18 protein-coding genes are annotated in these 21,213 nt (G+C 70.7%); 16 read left to right on the top strand and 2 right to left on the bottom strand.

The window, feature by feature from the left end; genetic code table 11:
• From G6N75_RS04290 to G6N75_RS04230, 13 genes are all read left to right on the top strand, one after another.
• Window positions 1–347 (top strand): thioredoxin family protein (locus G6N75_RS04290; protein WP_165346925.1); only part of this gene is annotated, 347 nt, incomplete at its 5' end.
• Window positions 344–853, top strand: coding sequence for a TlpA disulfide reductase family protein (locus G6N75_RS04285; protein ID WP_165346923.1), 510 nt, complete (start codon window positions 344–346; stop codon window positions 851–853). The genes G6N75_RS04290 and G6N75_RS04285, both read left to right, overlap by 4 nt.
• Window positions 854–955: 102 nt before the next feature.
• Window positions 956–1,402 carry a type II 3-dehydroquinate dehydratase gene (aroQ, locus tag G6N75_RS04280; protein WP_165346921.1) on the top strand — a complete coding sequence of 149 codons (447 nt, stop codon included), beginning with the start codon at window positions 956–958 and terminating at the stop codon, window positions 1,400–1,402.
• Window positions 1,403–1,411: 9 nt separating this feature from the next.
• Window positions 1,412–1,861, top strand: a complete 450-nt coding sequence (gene accB / locus G6N75_RS04275) for an acetyl-CoA carboxylase biotin carboxyl carrier protein (RefSeq protein WP_165346919.1) — start codon at window positions 1,412–1,414, stop codon at window positions 1,859–1,861.
• Between the two features lie 6 nt (window positions 1,862–1,867).
• Window positions 1,868–3,208 (top strand): acetyl-CoA carboxylase biotin carboxylase subunit, encoded by a 1,341-nt coding sequence (gene accC / locus G6N75_RS04270; RefSeq protein ID WP_165346917.1) that lies wholly within the window; start codon window positions 1,868–1,870, stop codon window positions 3,206–3,208.
• 18 nt (window positions 3,209–3,226) lie between these two features.
• A complete protein-coding gene (gene prmA / locus G6N75_RS04265; protein WP_165346915.1) occupies window positions 3,227–4,153 on the top strand; it encodes a 50S ribosomal protein L11 methyltransferase in 927 nt (308 codons plus the stop codon).
• The gene (locus tag G6N75_RS15430; protein WP_346765488.1) at window positions 4,078–5,436 is read left to right on the top strand and encodes a zinc-ribbon and DUF3426 domain-containing protein; all 1,359 of its coding nucleotides are present in this window, start codon (window positions 4,078–4,080) and stop codon (window positions 5,434–5,436) included. Before prmA ends, G6N75_RS15430 begins: the two co-directional genes overlap by 76 nt.
• A 19-nt stretch (window positions 5,437–5,455) precedes the next feature.
• The gene (gene dusB, locus G6N75_RS04255) at window positions 5,456–6,451 is read left to right on the top strand and encodes a tRNA dihydrouridine synthase DusB (protein WP_165346911.1); all 996 of its coding nucleotides are present in this window, start codon (window positions 5,456–5,458) and stop codon (window positions 6,449–6,451) included.
• Between the two features lie 14 nt (window positions 6,452–6,465).
• Window positions 6,466–6,753: a helix-turn-helix domain-containing protein gene (locus G6N75_RS04250; protein ID WP_346765487.1), complete on the top strand. Its 288-nt coding sequence runs from the start codon at window positions 6,466–6,468 to the stop codon at window positions 6,751–6,753.
• Window positions 6,754–6,773: 20 nt separating this feature from the next.
• Window positions 6,774–8,333, top strand: coding sequence for a bifunctional phosphoribosylaminoimidazolecarboxamide formyltransferase/IMP cyclohydrolase (gene purH / locus G6N75_RS04245; RefSeq protein WP_165346909.1), 1,560 nt, complete (start codon window positions 6,774–6,776; stop codon window positions 8,331–8,333).
• 43 nt (window positions 8,334–8,376) lie between these two features.
• A complete protein-coding gene (gene purD / locus G6N75_RS04240; protein ID WP_165346907.1) occupies window positions 8,377–9,657 on the top strand; it encodes a phosphoribosylamine--glycine ligase in 1,281 nt (426 codons plus the stop codon).
• Window positions 9,658–9,727: 70 nt separating this feature from the next.
• On the top strand, window positions 9,728–11,500 hold the full coding sequence (locus tag G6N75_RS04235; protein WP_165346905.1) for an autotransporter assembly complex family protein: 1,773 nt from the start codon (window positions 9,728–9,730) through the stop codon (window positions 11,498–11,500).
• Window positions 11,497–14,862, top strand: a complete 3,366-nt coding sequence (locus G6N75_RS04230) for a translocation/assembly module TamB domain-containing protein (protein WP_165346903.1) — start codon at window positions 11,497–11,499, stop codon at window positions 14,860–14,862. Before G6N75_RS04235 ends, G6N75_RS04230 begins: the two co-directional genes overlap by 4 nt.
• Window positions 14,863–14,872: 10 nt before the next feature.
• Here the strand turns inward: G6N75_RS04230 and G6N75_RS04225 are convergent, their stop codons facing one another.
• Window positions 14,873–16,534: a hypothetical protein gene (locus G6N75_RS04225; protein ID WP_165346901.1), complete on the bottom strand. Its 1,662-nt coding sequence runs from the start codon at window positions 16,532–16,534 to the stop codon at window positions 14,873–14,875.
• A 77-nt stretch (window positions 16,535–16,611) separates the two neighbouring features.
• Here G6N75_RS04225 and G6N75_RS04220 point away from each other — a divergent pair, with 77 nt between their 5' ends.
• The 3 genes from G6N75_RS04220 to G6N75_RS04210 all read left to right on the top strand — a co-directional run bounded on the left by G6N75_RS04220 (window position 16,612) and on the right by G6N75_RS04210 (window position 20,757).
• Window positions 16,612–18,039 (top strand): ferric reductase-like transmembrane domain-containing protein, encoded by a 1,428-nt coding sequence (locus G6N75_RS04220; RefSeq protein ID WP_165346899.1) that lies wholly within the window; start codon window positions 16,612–16,614, stop codon window positions 18,037–18,039.
• 185 nt (window positions 18,040–18,224) lie between these two features.
• A complete protein-coding gene (locus tag G6N75_RS04215; protein ID WP_165346937.1) occupies window positions 18,225–18,413 on the top strand; it encodes a DUF2061 domain-containing protein in 189 nt (62 codons plus the stop codon).
• A 34-nt stretch (window positions 18,414–18,447) separates the two neighbouring features.
• Complete coding sequence (locus G6N75_RS04210; RefSeq protein WP_165346897.1) at window positions 18,448–20,757, top strand: heavy metal translocating P-type ATPase; 2,310 nt, start codon at window positions 18,448–18,450, stop codon at window positions 20,755–20,757.
• Here the strand turns inward: G6N75_RS04210 and G6N75_RS04205 are convergent.
• A complete protein-coding gene (locus G6N75_RS04205; RefSeq protein WP_165346895.1) occupies window positions 20,726–21,151 on the bottom strand; it encodes a cytochrome c3 family protein in 426 nt (141 codons plus the stop codon). The two genes, G6N75_RS04210 and G6N75_RS04205, sit on opposite strands and share 32 nt — an antisense overlap.
• Window positions 21,152–21,213 lie beyond the last annotated feature (62 nt).

Raw genomic sequence — 21,213 nt, 5'->3', positions numbered from 1 at the left:
TCGAACGCGAGCTGGTCGCGGCCGGCCGCAGCGGCCGGGCGGTGATGCTCGACTTCTATGCCGACTGGTGCGTGGACTGCAAGCGCATGGAGCGCTACACCTTTCCCGAGCCGGTGGTGCAGGCGGCGCTTGCCGAGGCGGTGCTCCTCAAGGCCGACGTCACCGCCAACGATGCGGCCGACCGCGAGCTGATGAACCGCTTCGGTATCTTCGGCCCGCCCGCCATCCTCTTCTTCGGTCCCGACGGCGAGGAGCTGCGGCCCTACCGGCTGCTCGGCTTCGTGCCGGCGGAGCGCTTCGCGGCGCACGTCAGCGCGGCGCGCAGCGCCGCCGGAGGACAGCCGTGAGAAAGACCGCCGCGCTGGTCCTGCTGCTGCTGGCATCCGGCGTGGGCGGCTTCGTGCTCTACCAGTTCATGGCCGCCGGGCAGGAAGCGGCGCGGCCGGCGCCCGCCTTCACCTTGCCGGACCTGGCCGGCACCCCCCGCTCCAGCGACGAATGGCGGGGCGACATCCAGGTCGTCAACTTCTGGGCCACCTGGTGCCCGCCGTGCATCCGCGAGATCCCGCTGCTGGTGGAGATCCAGCACGAGTACCGCGACCGTGGAGTCACCGTCATCGGCATCGCCGTCGACGAGACCGAGGCCGTGGCGGAGTTCGCCACCGGGTTCGAATTCAATTACCCCGTCGTGGTCGGCCAGGAAGAGGCCATGAACCTGGCCCAGGCCTATGCGGGCAACTTCATCGGCCTGCCCTTCACGGCCTTCCTGGACCGAGAAGGCCGGATCCGCCACGTCCACACCGGCGAGATCCATCGCCCAGAGATCGAGAAAATCCTCGCCGACCTGCTTTGAACCTGCTGCGGCGCAGCGTCTATCTTGTGCAAACTTGCGGCTAAAAGTTATAGACTTGCGGCCATCTAGCCGGAACATGCCGGAGTTTGACGAGTACGCACCATGAGTCGCCTCCTGCTCCTGAACGGGCCCAACCTCAACCTGCTCGGCAACCGGGAACCCGACCTCTACGGCACGGTGACCCTGGAGTCGATCGAGCAGCGATGCCGGGCCCTGGCGACAGAACTCGGTCACGAGCTGGACGCCATGCAGTCGAACGCCGAGCACGAGCTCGTGCACCGGGTGCAGGCGGCGGCGGCCGAGGGCGTCGGCGCGATCGTGATCAACCCGGCCGCCTTCACCCACACCAGCGTCGCCCTGCGCGACGCGCTGACGGCGGTGGGCATACCCTTCATCGAGGTCCACCTGTCGAACGTGCATGGCCGCGAGGGCTTTCGCCGGCGCTCCTACTTTTCCGCCGTCGCGGCCGGCGTGATCTCCGGCCTCGGCCCTCTCGGCTACGAACTCGCCATCCGCGCGGCAGACGCACTGCTGCGCGGCGACGCCTAGGAACTGAGCATGGACATACGCAAGGTCAAGAAACTGATCGAACTGCTCGAGGAATCGGGCATCGCCGAGATCGAGATCCACGAGGGCGAGGAGTCGGTCCGCATCAGCCGCCACTCCGCCGCGCCGGCCTGGGCGCCGCCGCCGCAGCCGGTGAGTTACGTGGCCGCGGCCCCGGCCCAGCCGGCCGGCGGCGAACCCGCAGCCGCGCCGCCGCCGCCTCCCGCCGGGCACACGGTGGCGGCGCCGATGGTCGGCACCTTCTATTCCGCGCCGACGCCGGGCGCCAAGCCCTTCGTCCAGATCGGCAGCAAGGTCGAAGTGGGCGACACGCTCTGCATCATCGAGGCGATGAAAATGATGAACCAGATCGAGAGCGATGCGGCCGGCACGGTCGTCGCCATCCTGGCCGAGAACGGCGAGCCGGTCGAGTTCGACCAGCCGCTATTCGTCATCGAGTAGCAGCCCGTGCTGGAAAAGGTCGTCATCGCCAACCGGGGCGAGATCGCGCTGCGAATCCTGCGCGCCTGCCGTGAGCTCGGCATCAAGACGGTGGCCGTGCACTCCACGGCCGACCGCAACCAGAAGCACGTGCTGCTGGCCGACGAGTCGGTATGCATCGGCCCGCCGCCCTCGGCCCAGAGCTATCTCAACATGCCGGCGATCATCAGCGCCGCCGAGGTCACCGACGCGGTGGCCATCCATCCCGGCTACGGCTTCCTGTCGGAGAACGCCGATTTCGCCGAGCGGGTCGAGAACAGCGGCTTCATCTTCATCGGCCCGCGTGCCGAGACCATCCGCCTGATGGGCGACAAGGTCTCCGCGATCCGTGCCATGAAGGCCGCCGACGTGCCCTGCGTCCCGGGCTCCGACGGGCCGCTGGGCGACGACCCGGAAGAGAACCTGAAGATCGCCCGCGCCATCGGCTACCCGGTGCTGGTGAAGGCGGCGGGCGGCGGCGGCGGCCGGGGCATGCGCGTGGTCCATTCCGACGCCACCCTGGTCAACGCCATCACGGTGACCCGCGGCGAGGCGCTGGCGGCCTTCGGCAACGAAACCGTGTACCTGGAGAAGTTCCTGGAGCGGCCGCGCCACGTCGAGTTCCAGGTCCTCGCCGACGGCCAGGGGCGCGCCGTCCATCTCGGCGAGCGCGACTGCTCGATGCAGCGCCGCCACCAGAAAGTCGTCGAAGAAGCCCCCGCCCCCGGGATCACCGCAGCACAGCGGGCTGCCATCGGCCAGCGCTGCGTGGACGCCTGCCTCGAGATCGGCTATCGCGGCGCGGGCACGTTCGAGTTCCTGTACCAGGACGGCGAGTTCTTCTTCATCGAGATGAACACGCGGGTGCAGGTCGAGCATCCGGTGACGGAGATGATTACCGGCATCGACATCGTGCAGGAGCAGTTCCGGATCGCGGCGGGGCAGCCGCTGCGGCTGCGCCAGGAAGACATCGTGCTCCGGGGCCACGCCATCGAGTGCCGGATCAACGCCGAGGACCCGAAGACCTTCATGCCGAGTCCCGGCCCGGTGCGGCAATGGCATGCTCCGGGCGGGCCCGGCATCCGCGTCGACAGCCACGTGTACTCCGGTTACCAGGTGCCGCCCTACTACGACAGCATGATCGGCAAGCTGATCGCCCACGGGCCGACCCGCGAGTCGGCCCTGGCCCGCATGCAGACCGCGCTGGAGGAGATCGTGGTGGAGGGGATTCGCACCAACATCCCGCTGCACCAGGAGATCTTCAGCCACAGCGCCTTCAAGGCCGGCGGCACCGACATCCACTACCTCGAGAAGCGCCTGGGCCTCTAGGGCCGGGCAACCTGGCCGGTGGCACCCGTTCCGGCGCGCTCGGACTGGCTCGAGGTTTCCGCCGTGCTGGCGCGCGAAGCAGCCGAGGCGGCGGAGGCGCAGCTGCTGGCGGCAGGCGCCATCGCGGTCACCCTGCTCGACGCCGAGGACCAGCCGGTGCTGGAGCCGGCGCCGGGCGAGACGCCGCTGTGGCCGCAGCTCCGCATCACCGGCCTGTTCGCGGCGGAGACCGACGCCTTGCGCGTGCTCGCCGAGTTGTCGCGGCTGGACCCCGGAATCGAGTGGCGTCCTTCCGGCCTGCCGGACCGGGCCTGGGAACGGGAGTGGCTGCGCGACTTCCGGCCGCTGCGCTTCGGGACCCGGCTGGCCGTGGTGCCGCACGGCCACGAGGCGCCCGCAGGCGCCATCGTGGTCAGGCTGGATCCCGGCCTGGCCTTCGGCACCGGCACGCATCCCACCACCGCACTGTGCCTGGAGTGGCTGGACGCCCGGGCGCCGGCCGGGCCCGCCCCGCTGGCCGGCCGGCTGGTGATCGACTACGGCTGTGGCTCGGGCATCCTCGCCCTGGCCGCGCTGAAGCTCGGCGCCGCTGCGGCAATCGGCATCGACCTGGATCCCCAGGCGCTCCAGGCGACCGCCGCCAACGCGGCCGCCAACAAGGTCGGGGAGCGGCTCGAAACCTGCCCGCCAGAGGAGCTGGAAACCGTGCTCGCGGAGCGGAAAGCGGATATCCTGCTCGCCAATATCCTGGCCGGCCCGCTCCAGGCCCTGCTGCCCGGGTTTGCCGCCCTGCTCAGGCCAGGCGGGCAGCTGGTGCTGTCGGGCGTGCTGGCGGAACAGGCCGACGCACTGGCGGCCGGCGCCGCGCCATGGTTCGAGCTGGAGCCGCCGACGGTCCGCGCGGGCTGGGCCAGGCTGGCGGGCCGGAGGAAGGTCGAAGACTGATGTTTACGCGTTGTCCCGAATGCTTGACGGTATTCCATATCTCCGCCGCGGAACTGCGCGCGGCCGACGGCGCGGTGGTGTGCGGCGAGTGCCACGCCAGTTTCGACGCCCTCTCCTCGCTCAGCGAGACGCCGCCGACGGACGTATCCAGGCCTCCGCCCGCGGCCCCGGAGACTGAACTCGAGGCGGACGCGCTCTTCGAGGTCGACGAGATCGGCGCCCGGGACGAGGATGATTTCCTCGAGGAACTGGAGTCGCTGATCGGCCCCGAGGAGCCGGAGCTGGAAGCCGGGCCAGCGCTGGTGCCGCAGCCGCACCCGGAGCCAGCGCCCGAACCGGAGCCCGAACCCGAGCTGGAGCCCGAACCCGAGCCCGCGACCTGGTCCCCGGCGGAGCCCGAAGCCCGGCAGGAATGGGAGCCGGAAGACGAGCTCGACGAGGCCATCGAAGAAGACTGGGAAGACCACGCCGTTGGCGAGCCTGCGCCCTGGGGGGACGACGACACCGGGGACGAGCCTGCTGAGGCGTTCCTGGTCGACGACGAGCAGCCCGTGGACGCAGGCGACGAGCCCCCGGAACAGGCCGTGGACTGGGGCGAGGCGGAACACGAGCCGCTGGACGAGCCCCCGGTCAGCGCGGATTTCGGGACGCCGGACGAAACGCGGGAGGACGAGGCCGGGCTGGACGAGCGCCCGGCGCGCGAACCGTTTGTGGGCGACGAGCCGATCGACCCCGAAGACCTGCCCGAGTTCGCCGAGCTCAAGCCGCGGCGGCGGCGCTGGCCCCTGCTGCTCGTCGTGGTGCTCACGCTGCTGATACTCGGCGGCGCCTGGGCGCACTCCCAGCGCGGCAACCTCCTGCGCGACCCGGTGGGCGCCGCCATCCTGGGCCCGGTGTACGCGACGCTCGGCCTGGAGGCGACGGCGCGCTGGCAGCCGGGCGAGTTCCAGGCGCTCAAGTGGGAGGCCGGCGCCGATCCCGCCCAGCCCGAGCGGCTGGTGGTCGCGGTCGAATTCCTCAACGGGGCCGATTTCGCCCAGCCCTACCCGGTCCTGCGCGTAGTGCTGGAGGACCGCTTCGGCCGCCGCGTCGGCAGCCACGACATCGAGCCGGCGCAGTACCTGGAAGGGTATGCGAAGGGCCGACGGCTGCCGGCGGGCGCACGCGTGCGGACCACGCTCGAGGTGCCGGACCCGGGCGCGCGGGCCGAGGGCTTCAGGATCGAATTCTGCCTCGAGTCGGGCTCGCAGGGCCTGGTTTGCGGCGCTGAAGCCGCGCGCTGAGCGGCGGCGTCCGGCCCGGATGCGCATCGGTCCCTACGAGTTCGCCGCTCCCGTGGTCGCGCTGGCGCCCATGGCCGGGGTCACCGACCGCCCGTTTCGCGCGCTGTGCCGCCGCCTCGGCGCGAGTTACGCCGCGACCGAGATGGTCAGCGCCGACCAGCGCCTGTGGGACACGCCGAAAAGCCGCCATCGCCTGGACCACGCCGGCGAGGGCGACCCGGTGATGGTGCAGATCGCCGGCGGCGAGCCGGCGATGATGGCGGCCGCGGCACGGGCCAACGTGGCGCTCGGCGCGCAGGTCATCGACATCAACATGGGCTGCCCGGCGAAGAAGGTCTGCAACCGCGCCGCCGGTTCCGCGCTGCTGCGGGACGAGCGCCTGGTGGCGGAGATCCTGGCGGCGGTGGTCGCCGCGGTGGAGCCCCTCGGCGTGCCGGTGACCCTGAAGACCCGCACTGGCTGGAGCCCGGAGCAGCGCAACCTGCTCCGCGTGGCGCGTCTCGCCGAGGATGCCGGCATCGCCGCCATCGCCGTGCACGGCCGCACGCGCGCCTGCCGCTACGGCGGCCGCGCCGAGTACGACAGCATCCGGGCACTCAAGGCCGCCGTCCGGATTCCGGTGATCGCCAATGGGGACATCAGCACGCCCGCGGAAGCACGCGCCGTGCTCGCAGCCACCGGCGCCGACGGCGTGATGATCGGCCGCGCCGCCCAGGGGCGGCCGTGGGTCTTCCGCGAGATCCGCCACCTGCTGCAGACCGGGCAGCCGCTCGAGCCGCCCGGCGTCGCCGAGGTCCGTGATATCATTCTTGGCCACCTCGACGCACTGCACCGCTTTTACGGCGAGGCTCGCGGCGTCAGGACAGCACGCAAGCACCTCGGCTGGTACCTGGCCGGACGACCGGGCGGGGAATCGCTCCGGCAGCGCTTCGTTCGGGTCGATAGTGCGCGCGCGCAGTTGGAGCTGGTGGACAGGTATTTCGAAGAAGCCCTCGATGAAGGGCTCGCAGCGTGATGGGGAAAAGCGCAGTGTCCAGCAACAAGAAACCGGCGCCGCACAACGGCAGCGGACGCACCGGAAGGCATGACGGCGCCCTCGGCAACATGGCCCAGGAAGCCCTGCAGCAGTACTTCCATACGCTCAACGGTCACAAGCCGGAAGAGTTGTATGACCTGGTGATCGGCGAAGTGGAGAAACCACTGTTTCGCGCCGTGCTCGATTACACCGGCGGCAACCAGAGCCAGGCGGCAGACATTCTCGGCATCAATCGGGGCACGCTGCGCAAGAAGCTGCGGCGCCACGGCCTGCTCGGCTGAGCACCGCGGAGACCTTCGACATGCCCGGGATCAAGCGCGCACTGATCAGCGTCTCGGACAAGGCCGGCGTGGCCGACTTCGCGCGCGGACTGGCCGGGCTCGGGGTCGAGCTGGTATCGACCGGCGGCACCGCCGCCGTGCTGCGCCAGGCCGGCCTGGACGTCCGCGACGTAGCCGAGCTGACCGGCTTCCCGGAGATCATGGACGGGCGCGTCAAGACCCTGCACCCGGTGATCCATGGCGGCCTGCTCGGGCGGCGCGGCGCGGACGACGAGGTGATGGCGACCCACGGTATCGCGCCCATCGACCTGCTGGTGGTCAACCTCTACCCCTTCCGCGAAACGGTCGCCCAGCCCGACTGCACGCCCGAGGATGCCATCGAGAACATCGACATCGGCGGCCCGGCGATGCTGCGTGCCGCCGCCAAGAACCACGACGCCGTGACGGTGATCGTCGAACCGGACGACTACGACGCGGTACTGACCGCGCTGCGGGCGGCGCGCGAGGTGCCGTTCGAGATGCGGCTCAAGCTGGCCGCCAAGGCTTTCGCCCACGTGGCGACCTACGACGCCGCGGTGGCTCACTGGCTGGGCTGGCGCTCCGAGATGGACTATGCCGAAATGCCCGACGACCTGGTGCTGCCGACGCGCAAGATCATGCAGCTGCGCTACGGCGAGAATCCGCACCAGCGGGCCGCCGTGTACTCGCTCGGCCTGCCGCGGAAAGGCACCATCGGGCATGCCCAGCAGCTGCAGGGCAAAGAGCTCTCGTACAACAACCTGCTGGACGCTGACGCGGCGCTGGAATGCGTCAAGCAGTTCGCGCAACCCGCCTGCGTGATCGTCAAGCATGCCAATCCCTGCGGCGTGGCCTCGGCCGACAGCCTGCTCGAAGCCTACCGCCAGGCTTACACCACCGACCCGGTGTCGGCTTTCGGCGGCATCATCGCCGTCAACCGGCCGCTCGACGGCGGCACTGCGGAGAACATCCTGAAGCGGCAGTTCGTGGAGGTGCTGGTGGCCCCGGCGCTGGCGCCGGGCGCGGCCGAGGTGCTGGCGAGCAAGCCGAATATCCGCGTGCTGGTGACGGGGAACTGGAACGGTAACCCCATCGGCACGGTCCAGCTGCGCAGCATCGGCGGCGCGCTGCTGGTCCAGGACGTGGACGACAGCGAGCTGGACCCGGCGCAGCTGCAGGTCGGCAGCCGGCGCGCGCCCACCGAGCGCGAACTGAAGGACCTCCTGTTCGCCTGGAAGGTGGTGCGTTTCGTCAAGTCGAACGCCATCGTGTTCTGCAAGGACACGGCCACCATCGGCATCGGCGCCGGGCAGATGAGCCGCATCTACAGCACCCGGATCGCCGCCATCAAGGCCGCCGATGCCGGCCTCGCCGTCAAGGGTTCGGTGATGGCCTCGGACGCTTTCTTCCCCTTCCGCGACAACGTGGATGCCGCGGCCGAGCAGGGCATCACGGCGATCATCCAGCCGGGCGGCTCGATGCGCGATGCCGAGGTCATCAAGGCCGCCGACGAGCACGGCCTGGCCATGGTGCTCACCGGGGTCCGCCACTTCCGGCATTGAGCCCGGAAGCGCCGCCCCCGCGACAACCCGGAGGTATGCAGCGGTGAAAATCCTGGTCGTTGGCGGCGGCGGGCGCGAACATGCCCTGGCCTGGAAAGCCGCGCAGTCGCCCCGGGTCGAGCGCGTGTTCGTGGCGCCGGGCAATGCGGGGACCGCGACGGAGGCGGGTTGCGAGAACGTCGCCATCGCGGCCGACGACATCCCGGCGCTGGCCGGATTCGCCGCCGCCGAGGACGTGGGCCTCACCATCGTGGGCCCCGAGGTGCCGCTGGTGGCGGGCATCGTCGACGCTTTCCGCGCGCGCGGCCTGAAGTGCTTCGGGCCGACGGCGGCCTGCGCGCGCCTGGAGGGATCCAAGGCTTTCTCCAAGGCCTTCTGCGACCGCCACCGGATTCCGACCGCGGCCTGGGGGGAATTCAGCGATGCCGGGGCAGCCTGTGCCTATATCCGCGCGCAGGGCGCGCCGATCGTCGTGAAGGCCGACGGCCTGGCGGCGGGCAAGGGCGTGATCGTGGCCGCGACCGTGGCCGAGGCCGAGGCAGCCGCGCGCGACATGCTGTCGGGCAACCGTTTCGGTGACGCCGGCGCGAGGGTCGTGGTGGAAGAGTTCCTCGCCGGCGAAGAAGCGAGCTTCATCGTGATGGTGGATGGCGAGCACGTGCTGCCGCTGGCCTCTTCGCAGGACCACAAGGCGCGCGACGACGGCGACCGCGGCCCCAACACGGGCGGGATGGGCGCCTACTCGCCCGCCCCGGTGGTGGACGCGGAACTGCACCAGCGCATCATGCGCGAGATCATCGAGCCGGTGGTGGCGGGCATGGCGGCGGAAGGCACACCCTACACCGGCTTCCTGTATGCCGGCGTGATGGTCGCGCCGGACGGCACGCCCAAGGTGCTGGAGTTCAACTGCCGCTTCGGCGATCCCGAGACACAGCCGATCCTGTTCCGGCTCCGCTCGGACCTGGTGGAGCTGTGCCTCGCGGCGCTCGACGGCCGGCTCGAACGGGTCGAGTGCGAGTGGGACCCGCGGGCTTCGCTCGGCGTGGTGCTGGCCGCCGGCGGCTACCCGGACGCCTATCGCAAGGGCGACCCGATCGAGGGGCTGGACGCCGACCGTGGCCGTGACGACGTGAAGATCTTCCATGCGGGCACCCGCGCCGCCGACGGCCAGGTGGTCACCAGCGGCGGGCGCGTGCTCTGCGCGGTGGCGCTCGGCGACGACGTCGCTCACGCCCAGCGCAAGGCCTACGCGCTCGCGGGGCAGGTTCACTGGGACGGGGTCTACTACCGGCACGATATCGGCTGGCGCGCCGTCCGGCGTTGACGTTCGACAGTCACGGCCAGGCGCCGGAACCCTTAGAATGGCGTTCCGAGGGCGAGCAGCAGGCGATACCTTGTTCGAGCCAGTACAGTCGCGCTGGATGCCAACGTGCCGGCACCCGGTGCGCCGGCTGCTCCCCTGCCTGCTCGCCTGTCTCGTCGCCATGCCCGCCTGGGGCGCCACCATCTCGGTCAGCATCAGCGGCGTCCGGCCGGAGGTCGAAAGCAACATCCGGGCCCTGCTCGATCTCAGCCGCTATGCCGAGCGCGAGGACCTGTCCGAGCCGGGCATCCGGCGCCTGTATGCCCGGGCCGATGGCCAGGTGCGCGAGGCCATGCAGCCGTTTGGCTACTACCGCCCGCAGATCAGTTCCCGCCTGGAACCCGAGAACGGCACCTGGCGGGTCGTGTTCGAGATCGATCCGGGGGAACCGGTGCGCATCGCCGAACTGGACGTGCGGCTGGAGGGTGACGGCCGCGACGATGCCGAGCTGCTCGCCGTCATCCGGGCGAGTGCGCTGCAACCGGGCCAGGCGCTGTTCCATCCCGACTATGACCGGCTGCGCGCCAGCCTGCAGAACACGGCGCGGAGCCGGGGCTATTTCGAGGCGAAGTTCAGCGCGCGGCGGCTGGAGATCGATCCGGAAGCCAACGAGGCACGCGTCGTGCTGCACTTGCAGACCGGGCCGCGCTACCGCTTCGGCGATATTGCGATCGACCAGGACCTGATCGGGCAACAACTCCTCGACCGAGTCGTCACGTTGCGGTCCGGTGATCCCTACGACGCCGCCGAAGTGCTGCGCGCCCAGTACCGGCTGTCGGACACCTCCTATTTCGCCAGGGCCATAGCCGAGACCGGCACCCCGGACCAGGCCGACCACACCGTGCCGATCTCCATCGCCACCACGGCGGCGACAAGGCAGCGCATCCGGGTCGGCCTGGGCTTCGCCACGGACACCGGCCCGCGCGCCAGCCTCGACGTCGACTGGCGCCGGCTCAACCGCGCCGGTCATTCCGCGCGCACCGCGATCAGTGTCTCCGGCGAGCGGCTCGACCTGAGCGGCCGCTACCGTATCCCGATCGGGGACCCGCTGACGGAACGGCTGCTGCTGCGCGCCAACATCACGGAGGAGGAACTCGGCGACCTCACCAGCCGCCGGGCCGACCTTGGCGCCAGCGTGCTCACCGTGTCGGATAACGACTGGCAGCGCATGCTGTTCACCGGGCTGCTGTATGAGCGCACCGAGGTGGGCAACGAGACCCGCGAGGACACCCTGTTGATCCCGGGCGGCGCGCTGGAAAAGCTCGACGCGGACGACGTCCTGTTTCCCCGCCACGGCTACCGGCTGTGGGGCGAGCTGCGCGGCTCCCACCAGGCGCTGGGCGCAGACGAGGACTTCGCGCGCCTGCACCTCGTCGGGTCTCGCGTCATGTCGATCGGCCAGGACTGGCGTTTCTTCCTGCGCGGCGAGATCGGCGTCGGGCTGGTCGACGACCTGGAAAACCTGCCGGCGTCCCAGCGCTTTTTCGCCGGCGGCGACCAGAGCGTGCGCGGCTATGGCTTCAACAGCCTCGGCCCGCGAGACGCCGACGGCAATCTCATCGGCGGCCGGCACCTGCTGTTCGCCAGTGTCGAAGTGGAGCGGCGCATCCGGGGCCGGGTCGCACTGGCGGCTTTCGTCGATGCCGGCAATGCGCTCGAGTATTTCGGTGACGGCGTCGAGGCCAGCGTCGGCACGGGGGTAAACATCCACACGCCGGTCGGCACGCTCAGGCTCTCCGTCGCGACCTCGATCACCGAAAGCCGCGGCAACCGCTATCACCTCAGCCTCAGGCCGGACCTGTGAAGCTGCTGCAGCTCATCCTGGCCGTGCTGGTCGTGCTGGTCTCAGTTGCGGCCGTGGCGCTGACCTGGCTCGTGGGCACCGAGTCGGGGCTCCGTTTCGCGCTGGCGCGCGCGCCAGCGACACTGCCGCTCGAGTTCGACCCGGCGGCCGCCGAGGGCAGCCTGGTCGGTCCCATGCGCCTGCCGCGGGCGAGCTGGGCCGAAGGCGGGTACCGCGTGGAGCTGCGCGGGCTGGAACTGGACTGGAGTCCAACCGCCCTCCTGCGGCGCCAGCTGCAGCTGGACCTGCTTCGCGCGGAACAGGTCGTGGTCGAACTCCCGCCGGACGATGGGGCGGCGCTGGAACCCGGCCGGCCCGCGCCGGGAGCGCCGCTGCCCTGGCCGCTCACCGTCGGCGAACTGCGCGTCGGGGCCCTGGGCGTCTCTCGTGCCGGAACGGGGCTTGTCGAGGGGCTCGAGATCGGCCTGGCCGGAACACTCGACGGCGACCGGCTGGCACTGGACCGCCTGCGCCTGTCACACCCGCGCCTGGCGCTCGAGGGCAGCGCACGGCTCGCGCTGGACCCGGCTGCCCCGCTCGAGGCGGCGTTCGCCTGGCGGGCGCCCTACGAGGGGCATGACTGGTCCGGCCGGGTCTCCCTGGCGGGCCCCCTGGACGACCTGGAGCTGGACCTCTCGGTGGGGACGCCGCTCACGGCCACCGTGACCGGAAGGCTGCGCGGCCTGCCGGCGGACCCGAACTGGGAGCTGGCAGCGAACATCGAGCCGCTGCCGGGGAAGGGGCCGTGGCCGCCGGAACTCGACGGCGTGGCCGCCCGCCTCGACTTCAGCGGGCGCCTGGTGGAGCGCGGCTTCACGGGGCGAGTCGAGGATCTCGTCGCGCGGCTGGAGCGCAGCCGAATCGAAGGTGGCGGCACGGTCGGCTGGGAGGACGGCTTGGCGCTGCAACTGGCGCTGACGGCCCATGACTTCGATCCCGGACGATGGCTGTCCTCATGGCCGGGGCGCCTGGACGGGCGGCTGATGATCGACACGCCGGCCGCCGAGCCGGGCGTCTATCACCTGCAGCTGGAGTCGGTCGCGGGACAGTTGCGGGGCTACGCGCTGGAGGGCGCGGCGGAGGCCTGGCTGGACCCGGCCGGGAGTGCGCGAGGCAACGTCCGGCTCGAGCTGGACGGCAGCCGCGTATCACTCCGGGGCCGGGCCGACCGCGACGCCCTGGAACTGGATGCGGAGCTGGTCACCAGCGACCTCGGAACGCTGCTGCACGGGTCGAGCGGCAGCCTGGCGGCGCATGCCCGCATCATGGGCGCCCCGGCTGCGCCGGCGATCACTCTCCACGCCGAGGGCCGGGGCCTGGCATGGAACGGGCTTCGGGGTCGCGTGGCCGAGCTCCAGGCCGAGCTGGATCTCTCCGGCGAACAACCGTCCGCATTGCAGCTCGAGATCGCCGGTGTCGGGCAACGCGTGGGACGGCGCAGTCGCGTGCAGCTGGTCGGCACTGGCACGCCGGCGGCCCACGAACTCCGGCTCGAGTTCCACCGGCAACGGCCCGAACAGGGCCTGTCGATGGCGCTGGCGGGCAGTTTCACGGACCAGCGTTGGCTGGGCCGCCTCGAGGAGGCGCTGATCAGCGAGGCAGAGCAACCGCTGTGGGTGCTGCAGGAGCCGGCGCCGGCCGCGCTGAAAGACGGTGAGTTCTCCCTGCGCGACGCCTGCCTGGACGGGGTATTCGGCCTGTTGTGCCTGGACGGTGCCATAGCCCGCGCCGGGCCGTGGCAGGCGGAGGCGGCGCTGGCCGGCCTCGACCTGGCCGAAGTCGGCGAATGGCTCAATCTCGGGCTCCAGGCCGCGGGCACGTTGACCGGCGGCATCAGCGTCAGCGCAGACCAGGCGCGCTTTACGACGCTCAGCGGAGGCCTCGGCCTGGGCCCGGGCCAGGTTCGCGTGCGCGGCGAGACCAACGAGCCCCTGCTGGCCTGGAGCGGCGGGGCGCTGGAACTCGCCGGGGACGCAGGCCGGGCCTCAGGCGCGCTGCGGCTCCTGCTGGCCGGCGAAGACCATCTCGAGGCCGAGCTTGGCATCGGCTGGAACCACACCGATCCACCACTCGACGGCAGCCTGACAGGGCAGGTCTCGCAGCTGGGGCTGATCAGGGAACTGGTGCCCGAACTGGGCGGGCTCGGCGGCCGCATGGAGCTGGATGGACGCGTTTCCGGCACGCTCGGCGATCCCGCCGCGCGCCTGGCCTTCAGGTTGCGGGAAGGCAACGCCTACCTGCCGGGGCTCGGCATCCGACCGGAGGACATCGAGCTGGACGCCCTGCTGGAACAAGACATGCTGCGCTTCCGTCTCACCGGCCGCTCCGGCGATGGCCGCTTCGAGGGCCATGGCGAGTTCGACCTCGAAGCGGACGGCCTCGCCGGCTCGGCCTTCCTGGAAGGCGATTCAGTGCTGGTCGTCGACCTGCCCGACGTGCGGGTGGCGGCGAGTCCCGACCTCGATTTCAGGTATGCCCCCGGGCGCCTCGCCGTGACCGGCTCGGTCACGCTGCCCGCGGCCACCATCCGCGGCTTCAACGGCGGCCAGGCCATCACCCCCAGCGCAGACGCGGTGATTGTCGGCCCGGCAGCGCCCGAGGGACAGGACGAGCTCGAGGTCCGCAGCCGCATTCGGCTGGTCGTCGGCCCCGCGGTGGAAATCCAGGCCTCCGGCTTCGCCGGCCGGGTCGAAGGCGAGTTGCTGACCGTCATCGCCCCGGACGCCGACCCCTGGGGCCGCGGTGAACTCCGGGTCCAGGACGGCAGCTTTGCCGTGTTCGGGCAACGCCTGGACATCAGCTCCGGCCGGCTGATCTATGACGGCGGCCCGCTCGAGAACCCCAGCCTCGAGATCCGCGCCGAGCGGGAAATCGACTTCACCACCGCCGGCGCCCTGGTCCGCGGGACGCTCGACCAACCAGAGATCTCGCTGTACTCCGACCCGCCCATGCCGCGGGCGGAGATCCTCGCTTACCTCGCGCTCGGCAAGGGCGTGGACGAGCTGGATACCGCCGAGCAGGGGTCGGTCAACCAGGCCGCCAATGCGCTCGCGCTGTCCGGCGGCAGCCTCGTGGTGCAGGACCTCGCTCGCCGCCTGGGCTTCGAAGGGCTCTCGGTGTCGGCCCGGAGCGGGCCGGACGAGACTGCGCTGGTCGTCAGCAAGTATCTCGGCAGCGGGCTTTATGTCAGCTACGGGGTCGGGCTGTTCGACACGGTGAACACGCTGCGCCTGCGCTACCAGGTCAACCGCCGGCTGTCGCTGGAGGCCACCTCCGGCGAAGAAGAAGCGGCGGAGGCCTATTACACCTTCGAGCGGGACTAGCCGGGCCGCTTCAGAAGCTGCGCTTGCCCTCGACCAGGAACTGGACGCTGTCGATGGAGTCGTCCCCGTCCAGCGGAAAGGCCACGTCGATGTGGATCATCTTGCCGATGCTCGAGCGGGTGCTGCCCAGCCGCAGCCCGAAGCCCACGTCGCGCAGCAGGCCGAGATTCTCGCTGCCGAAGGGATCGTCGCCCCAGACGCGGCCGGCGTCGAAGAACACCGCCCCGCCGACGCGAAACAGGCGCCACAGGTAATAGTCGGTGAAATAGCGCTGCTCGATGGTGAACTGGGCCCGGCGCTCACCGCGCTGGTAACGCAGCGGGTAACCCCTCAGCCCGTCGTCGCCGCCGATTTCGATCGGGTTGTCGAGGTCGAGCTCCACGCCGACGTCGGCGTGCAGCGAGGCGAACAGCAGCCACCTTTCCGACTGCCGGAAGTACCAGCGGGCCGTGCCGCCGAAAACCGCATTGCGCAGCTCGGTGTCCTCGATCCGGCCGGTCGCCGAGGTGGCGAAGCTCCACAAGTGGGTGAGCGGATCGCCCTGGCCCCAGCTGGCCCGCGCGTGGAAACTGACGCCGCTGCGGTCGGCGCCCAGCCCGCTGCTGATGAGGCCCAGGCCGACGCGGACGTCGGCGCCGAGCCGCACGTCCTCCACCCGCTGGATCTGGTCCAGGTTCTCAGTGCGCAGGAAATCGTCCTCGATCAGCTGGTACTCGATATAGGGATAGACCAGCTTGCGGTCCTCCGGCACCAGCGCCGGATCGAGCGAATCGTTGACGTTCGCGAACTCGCGCTGGTCGTACACCGCGCCCGCGATCCAGCGCTGCACCCAGCCGTCCCGGAGCCCGGCGGAGCGCCCGATGAAGAGGTTCAGGTACTCGATGTCGTGGCGATAACGGCCGATCTCGTCCCCGAGCGCGTACACCTGGTCTTCGCGCCTTTCGTCCAGCACGCGGCCGCCGAGGGCCCGCCGCGTGTCCAGGGAATAGAAGGGACGCGCCAGGCTGAACGCGGCCAGGTGGCCGTCGCTGTTGTCCGCCACTGCGGCATCGACGGCTATCCAGCGACCGCCGAAATTGGCGTCCGAGAAACCGATCTCGGATGATCGCCGTTCCTCGTCCACGCTCCGGCTGAAGCGCAGGGTGCTGCCCGTGCCGAGGAAGTTCTGGTCCTCCAGGTCGAGCCCGACGCGATTCTCGCCGCCGCTCCGGGACACCGAGAAGCCAGGCTTGAGCGTCCAGACGTCGCGGGTGTGGACCACCAGGTCTACCGCCTCGGTGTCGCAGTAGACCACTTCGATCCGGGCCTCGTACAAGTAATTCGTACGGCGCAGGATGCGGCCCGATTCCTCCACCGCCTGGGCCTGGTAGGCGTCCCCCTCGTCGAACAGCAGCTGGTTGCGCACGACCTCCGGCCGGGTCATGACGTGGAGCCGGTTCATGAGATGGAACAGCGCCTTGTCTTCTTCCGGCGTGTCGACGGCGAAGATGTTCTGGTTGTCGATGGTGATCGCCCGGATGCGCGCGCCCGCCGCCTCGAGCTCCTCCGGCGCCAGGGCGCAGCCTTGCGCGCCGTCCGCGGCCGCCAGTGGCGCAGCGGGGAGGAGCACGCCCAGGCCTGCGGCCACGAGCCCGACCACCAGTCCCTGGGTGCGTATCCGCGGCTGCGTCATCGCGCTAGATTACCGCGGAATCCGGCGCATGCTGAGAACCAGCGCGCAAACCGGGGCGTTCCTGTGGCAAGCCGCGATTGACGCGGGGCCTGCAGGCGCGGCAGCGTGGTCCTGCAACACGGACGGACAGGATCTTCCGCATCGCCGCGACCGGCTCCAACCGAAGGCAGCAAATCCTGCGCGGGCTCAACGGTCCCGCGCTGCTGGGCCTGTACCTGCTCGTCGTGCTCCTGCCCCTGGTGCTGGCGGCGCTGACCGGCCCGGCCGGTCGCAACTTCTGGCGTGAGCTCGGCTCCGGCCTCGCCCTGGTCGGCCTGGCCATGCTGTGGTTCGAATTCGTGCTGTCCGGCCGCTTCCGCACCTTCTCCGGCAAGGTCGGCATCGACATCACCATGCGCGTCCACCAGCTGGCGGCGCTGGCCCTGCTGGGGTTCCTGGTGCTGCACCCCCTCGCCTATGCGGTGCCCCGGCTGGCCGACGACCCCGGCCGCGTGCTGCCCTTCCTGGCAAGGCTGTTCACCGCCGAGGCATATCGCTCGGGAGTGCTTGCCTGGCTCCTGCTGCTGGTGCTGGTGCCGATGGCTTTCTGGCGCGACCGCCTTCCCTGCCGCTACGAAGCCTGGCGCGCCAGTCACGGGCTCCTCGCCGCGCTGGCGGCGGGCTTCGGCCTGCATCACACCCTCAGCGTCGGGAGCCGCAGCGATCACCCGGCACTGGCCGGCCTGTGGCTCGCGCTGGCCGGCGTGGCGCTGCTGACCCTGCTGTTCGTGTACGTGGTCAAGCCGCTGCTGCAACATCGCCGGCCCTACCTGGTGACGGCGAACCGCCAGGTAGCCCCCCGGACCTGGGAACTCCGCCTGCGACCGGAGCACGACGCGGCCATGGACTTCCTCGCCGGACAATTCGCCTGGCTGAACGTCGGGCACTCGCCGTTCAGCCTGACGGAACACCCGTTCTCCATCAGTTCCGCGCCGGCCGACCTGCCGGAGGTCGGCTTCAGCATCAAGCAGAGCGGCGACTTCACGGGCCGGATCGGCGAGGTCCCCGTCGGCACCCGCGCCTGGCTGGACGGCCCCCACGGCCACTTCGTGGTGCCAGCGGACCCGCACGAGCGGCTGGTGTTCATCGCCGGAGGCGTCGGCTTCGCGCCGGTAATGAGTATTCTCCGGCAGTTGCGGGCAACCGGCTCGAAGCTGCCGCTGACCCTGCTCTACGGCAACCGGATCGAGGCCCAGGTGCTGTACCGCGGCGAGCTCGAGGCCATGGCGGCGGAGATGCCGCTGGACCTGCGGCTGGTGCTGTCCGAGCCGCCGCCGGGGTGGCGCGGGCTGGCCGGCCAGCTGTCGGGCGACTTGCTGGCCGGCTGCCTCGACCCGGAGCGTCGCTCCGGCTGGCTGTACTTTGTCTGCGGGCCGCCGCCGATGATGCGCAGCGTGGAGCACACGCTGGTCGGCTTCGGGGTGCCGAGCAGGCGCATCATCGCCGAGCATTTCAAGTACGACTGAGGGATGCCGCATGACTTACCGCACCCTGATCCGCACCGTCCGGCTGGTCCTGCTGCTGCTCGTGGTCGCCATTGTCCTGTATGCCCTCCGATAGCCTTGGGCTATCGACCTGAGAGTAACAATTCATTTCACATATCGGATGCCGGGCTCTAGGCTGGACCCCAAAGTCACCCGGAGACCCGATGATGACCAAGACATTCAGCTTCGCCGTCGTGCACTTCCTGGTTGCATTCAGCGTCGGCTTTGCGCTGACCGGCAGCGTCGCCATCGGTGGCACCATGGCGTTGATCGAGCCGGCACTGAACACCGTGGCCTATTTCTTCCACGAGAAGGCCTGGGAGCGCCTGCGCGCGCCGCGCCTCAACGCGGCTTAGCGGCAACCCTCCTTTCGTTAGATAATCGGGTCCCATGCGGCCCATCGACGACAACCTGCCTGAGGACGCCGCCCCGGAGGTGATACTGAGCCTCGGGGGCCTGCATTGCGCCTCCTGCGTCGCGCGGGCGGAGAAGGCGCTGCGCGCCGCGCCCGGCGTCGTCGAGGCCTCCGTCAACCTCGCCTCCGCGCGCGCCTTCGTCCGAATCTCGGGCGGCGACGCCGGCGCCGCCGTGCAGGCGGCAAGATCGGCCGGCTTCGAGGCCGAGCCGCTGCTCGACACGCCGGAGCATGCCGCCCGCGAGGCGGAAACCCGCGCCGCCGAGATCCAGCGGCTGCTGCGGTCCTTCCTGGTCGCCGCAATCCTGACGCTGCCGATTTTCGTACTGGAGATGGGCGCGCACCTGGTACCGGGGATGGCCGGCGCCCTGGCCGAAAGCGTCGGCACGCGGCCGCTGCACCTGCTGTACTTCGTCCTCGCCACCGCCGTCCAGTTCGGCCCCGGGCTGCGTTTCTACCGCACGGGCTGGCCGCCGCTGCGGCGCGGGTCGCCGGACATGAACTCCCTGGTGATGCTGGGCAGCTCGGCGGCCTGGGGCTATTCGGTGGTGGCCGTGTTCTTCGCCGGGGTGCTGCCCGCGGGGACCGCCAACGTCTATTTCGAGGCCTCGGCAGTGATCATTACGCTGATCCTCGCCGGCCGCTACCTCGAGGCCCGCGCGCGCGGCCGCGCCGGCGACGCCATTCGCCGCCTGGTCTCGCTGCAGCCGCGCCTGGCCCGGGTCCGGCGCAATGGCCAGGAGCTGGAGATCCCGGTCGAGCGCGTGCAACGGGGTGAACTGGTGCTGCTGCGGCCCGGCGAGCAGGTGCCGGTGGACGGCGAGGTGACCGAGGGCGAATCATGGCTGGACGAGTCGATGGTCAGCGGCGAGCCGATGCCCGTCGCCAAGTCTGCCGGCGACGAGGTCATCGGCGGCACCATCAACGGCAGCGGCGCGCTGAGCTTCCGCGCCACCCGCGTCGGGGCCGACACGGTGCTGGCGCGGATCGTGCGGATGGTGGAGCAGGCCCAGGGCGCGAAGCTGCCGATCCAGGCCCTGGCCGACCGGGTCACCCAGGTCTTCGTGCCGGTGATCATCGCCATCGCGCTGCTCACTTTCCTGGCCTGGCTCTGGCTCGGGCCGCAGCCGGCGCTGACCTTCGCCCTGGTGAATGCCGTCGCCGTGCTGATCATCGCCTGCCCCTGCGCCATGGGCCTGGCCACGCCGACCTCGATCATGGTCGGCAGCGGCAAGGCCGCGGAGCTCGGGCTGCTGTTCCGCAAGGGCGAGGCGCTGCAGCTGCTCAGCGAAGTCGACACCGTGGCCCTGGACAAGACCGGCACGCTGACGCTGGGCAAGCCGGTTCTCGAGCAGGTCGTGGCCGCGCCCGGCATGGACGCGGACGAGGCGCTGCGCCTGGCGGCCTCGGTCGAGCAGCGCTCCGAGCATCCGATCGCCGCGGCGATCGTGGCGGGCGCCCGCGGGCGCGGGCTGGAGCTCGCCACGCCGGACGGCTTCCGCAGCAAGACCGGACTGGGCGCCACCGGGACCGTCGCGGGCCGCGAGGTTGCGGTCGGCGCGGCCCGGTTCATGGCCGGGCTGGGCGTGGAACCCGAGCCCCTGGCGGAGGCGGCGGCGGCCGCGGCAGACGAGGGCGGCACGCCGCTGTACGTGGCGCTCGACGGCCGGCTGGCGGCGCTGGTGGTGGTCGCCGACCCGCTCAAGCCTGGCGCCCGGGACGCGGTCGCAGCCTTGCGCGGATTCGGGCTGCGGGTGCTGATGCTCACCGGCGACGATGGGCGCACGGCAGCCGCGGTGGCGCGGTCGGCAGGCGTGGACGACTGGCAGGCCGAGCTCATGCCGGCCGACAAGGCGGAGTCGATCGGGCGGCTGCAGGCCGAGGGGCGACGCGTCGCCTTCGTCGGCGACGGCATCAACGACGCGCCGGCGCTGGCCCGCGCCGAGGTCGGCATCGCCATCGGCACGGGTACGGACATCGCCATCGACAGCGCCCAGCTGGTGCTGATGTCGGGCGATCTCGCGCACCTGCCGACCGCGCGGGCCCTGTCGTCCGCGACCATGCGCAACATCCGCCAGAACCTGTTCTGGGCGTTTGCCTACAACGCCAGCCTGGTGCCGGTGGCCGCCGGCGTGCTCTATCCGGCGACCGGGCTCCTGCTGTCACCGATGCTGGCCGCGCTCGCCATGGCCCTGTCCAGCCTGTGCGTGGTCGGCAACGCGCTGCGGCTGCGCGGTTTCCGTCCGCCGGGGCTTACCAGTTCTTCGGTCCCGACTTCACGCTGACCGCGCCGGTTTCCCCGTCCATGAGGTGGCAATGGCGGCACTCGCCACCGTAGTCCTGCACGAAACTGTTGGTGGCCGGCTCACGGTAGTGCGACATGTGGGCGACCTCGCTGAGGAACCACATGCCGCCTTCCTCGCTGTGGCAGGCGGCGCAGTCGCCGGGCAGCGTCTCGGTCTCCTCGTCGACGTCGGGATGCCCGAGCTCCTCGAGCAGCGCGCCGACGGTCGCCACGGCCGTGCCGTCGTGGCAATCGACGCAGCCCTGGGCATAGGCCGCCTCGACGCTGATCTCGACCGCGACCGCGGGCGGCTCGGCGAAGCCGGCGGACGCGAGGCCGGCCGCCGCGACCGCGGCGCACAGCACTGGCAGCAACAAACCCTTGCTGGATGTCATGAATCCTCCCTGGCCGTAGCCGTCAGTTGCATGACACCCTGAGCCTAGCAGTCACGCCCGCG

The sequence above is a fragment of the Thioalkalivibrio sp. XN8 genome (assembly GCF_011058255.1).
Lineage (GTDB): Bacteria > Pseudomonadota > Gammaproteobacteria > Steroidobacterales > XN24 > XN24.
This window is presented reverse-complemented; position numbering and strand designations above follow the sequence as displayed.

Excerpts from the sequence above, each read along its gene's own strand:
- purH (WP_165346909.1), top strand. The coding sequence starts at position 6,774 with ATGCCCGGGATCAAGCGCGCACTGATCAGCGTCTCGGACAAGGCCGGC.
- aroQ (WP_165346921.1), top strand. The coding sequence starts at position 956 with ATGAGTCGCCTCCTGCTCCTGAACGGGCCCAACCTCAACCTGCTCGGC.
- dusB (WP_165346911.1), top strand. The coding sequence starts at position 5,456 with ATGCGCATCGGTCCCTACGAGTTCGCCGCTCCCGTGGTCGCGCTGGCG.
- G6N75_RS04225 (WP_165346901.1), bottom strand. The coding sequence starts at position 16,534 with ATGACGCAGCCGCGGATACGCACCCAGGGACTGGTGGTCGGGCTCGTG.
- G6N75_RS04215 (WP_165346937.1), top strand. The coding sequence starts at position 18,225 with ATGACCAAGACATTCAGCTTCGCCGTCGTGCACTTCCTGGTTGCATTC.
- G6N75_RS04210 (WP_165346897.1), top strand. The coding sequence starts at position 18,448 with ATGCGGCCCATCGACGACAACCTGCCTGAGGACGCCGCCCCGGAGGTG.
- G6N75_RS15430 (WP_346765488.1), top strand. The coding sequence starts at position 4,078 with ATGGTTCGAGCTGGAGCCGCCGACGGTCCGCGCGGGCTGGGCCAGGCT.
- accB (WP_165346919.1), top strand. The coding sequence starts at position 1,412 with ATGGACATACGCAAGGTCAAGAAACTGATCGAACTGCTCGAGGAATCG.
- G6N75_RS04205 (WP_165346895.1), bottom strand. The coding sequence starts at position 21,151 with ATGACATCCAGCAAGGGTTTGTTGCTGCCAGTGCTGTGCGCCGCGGTC.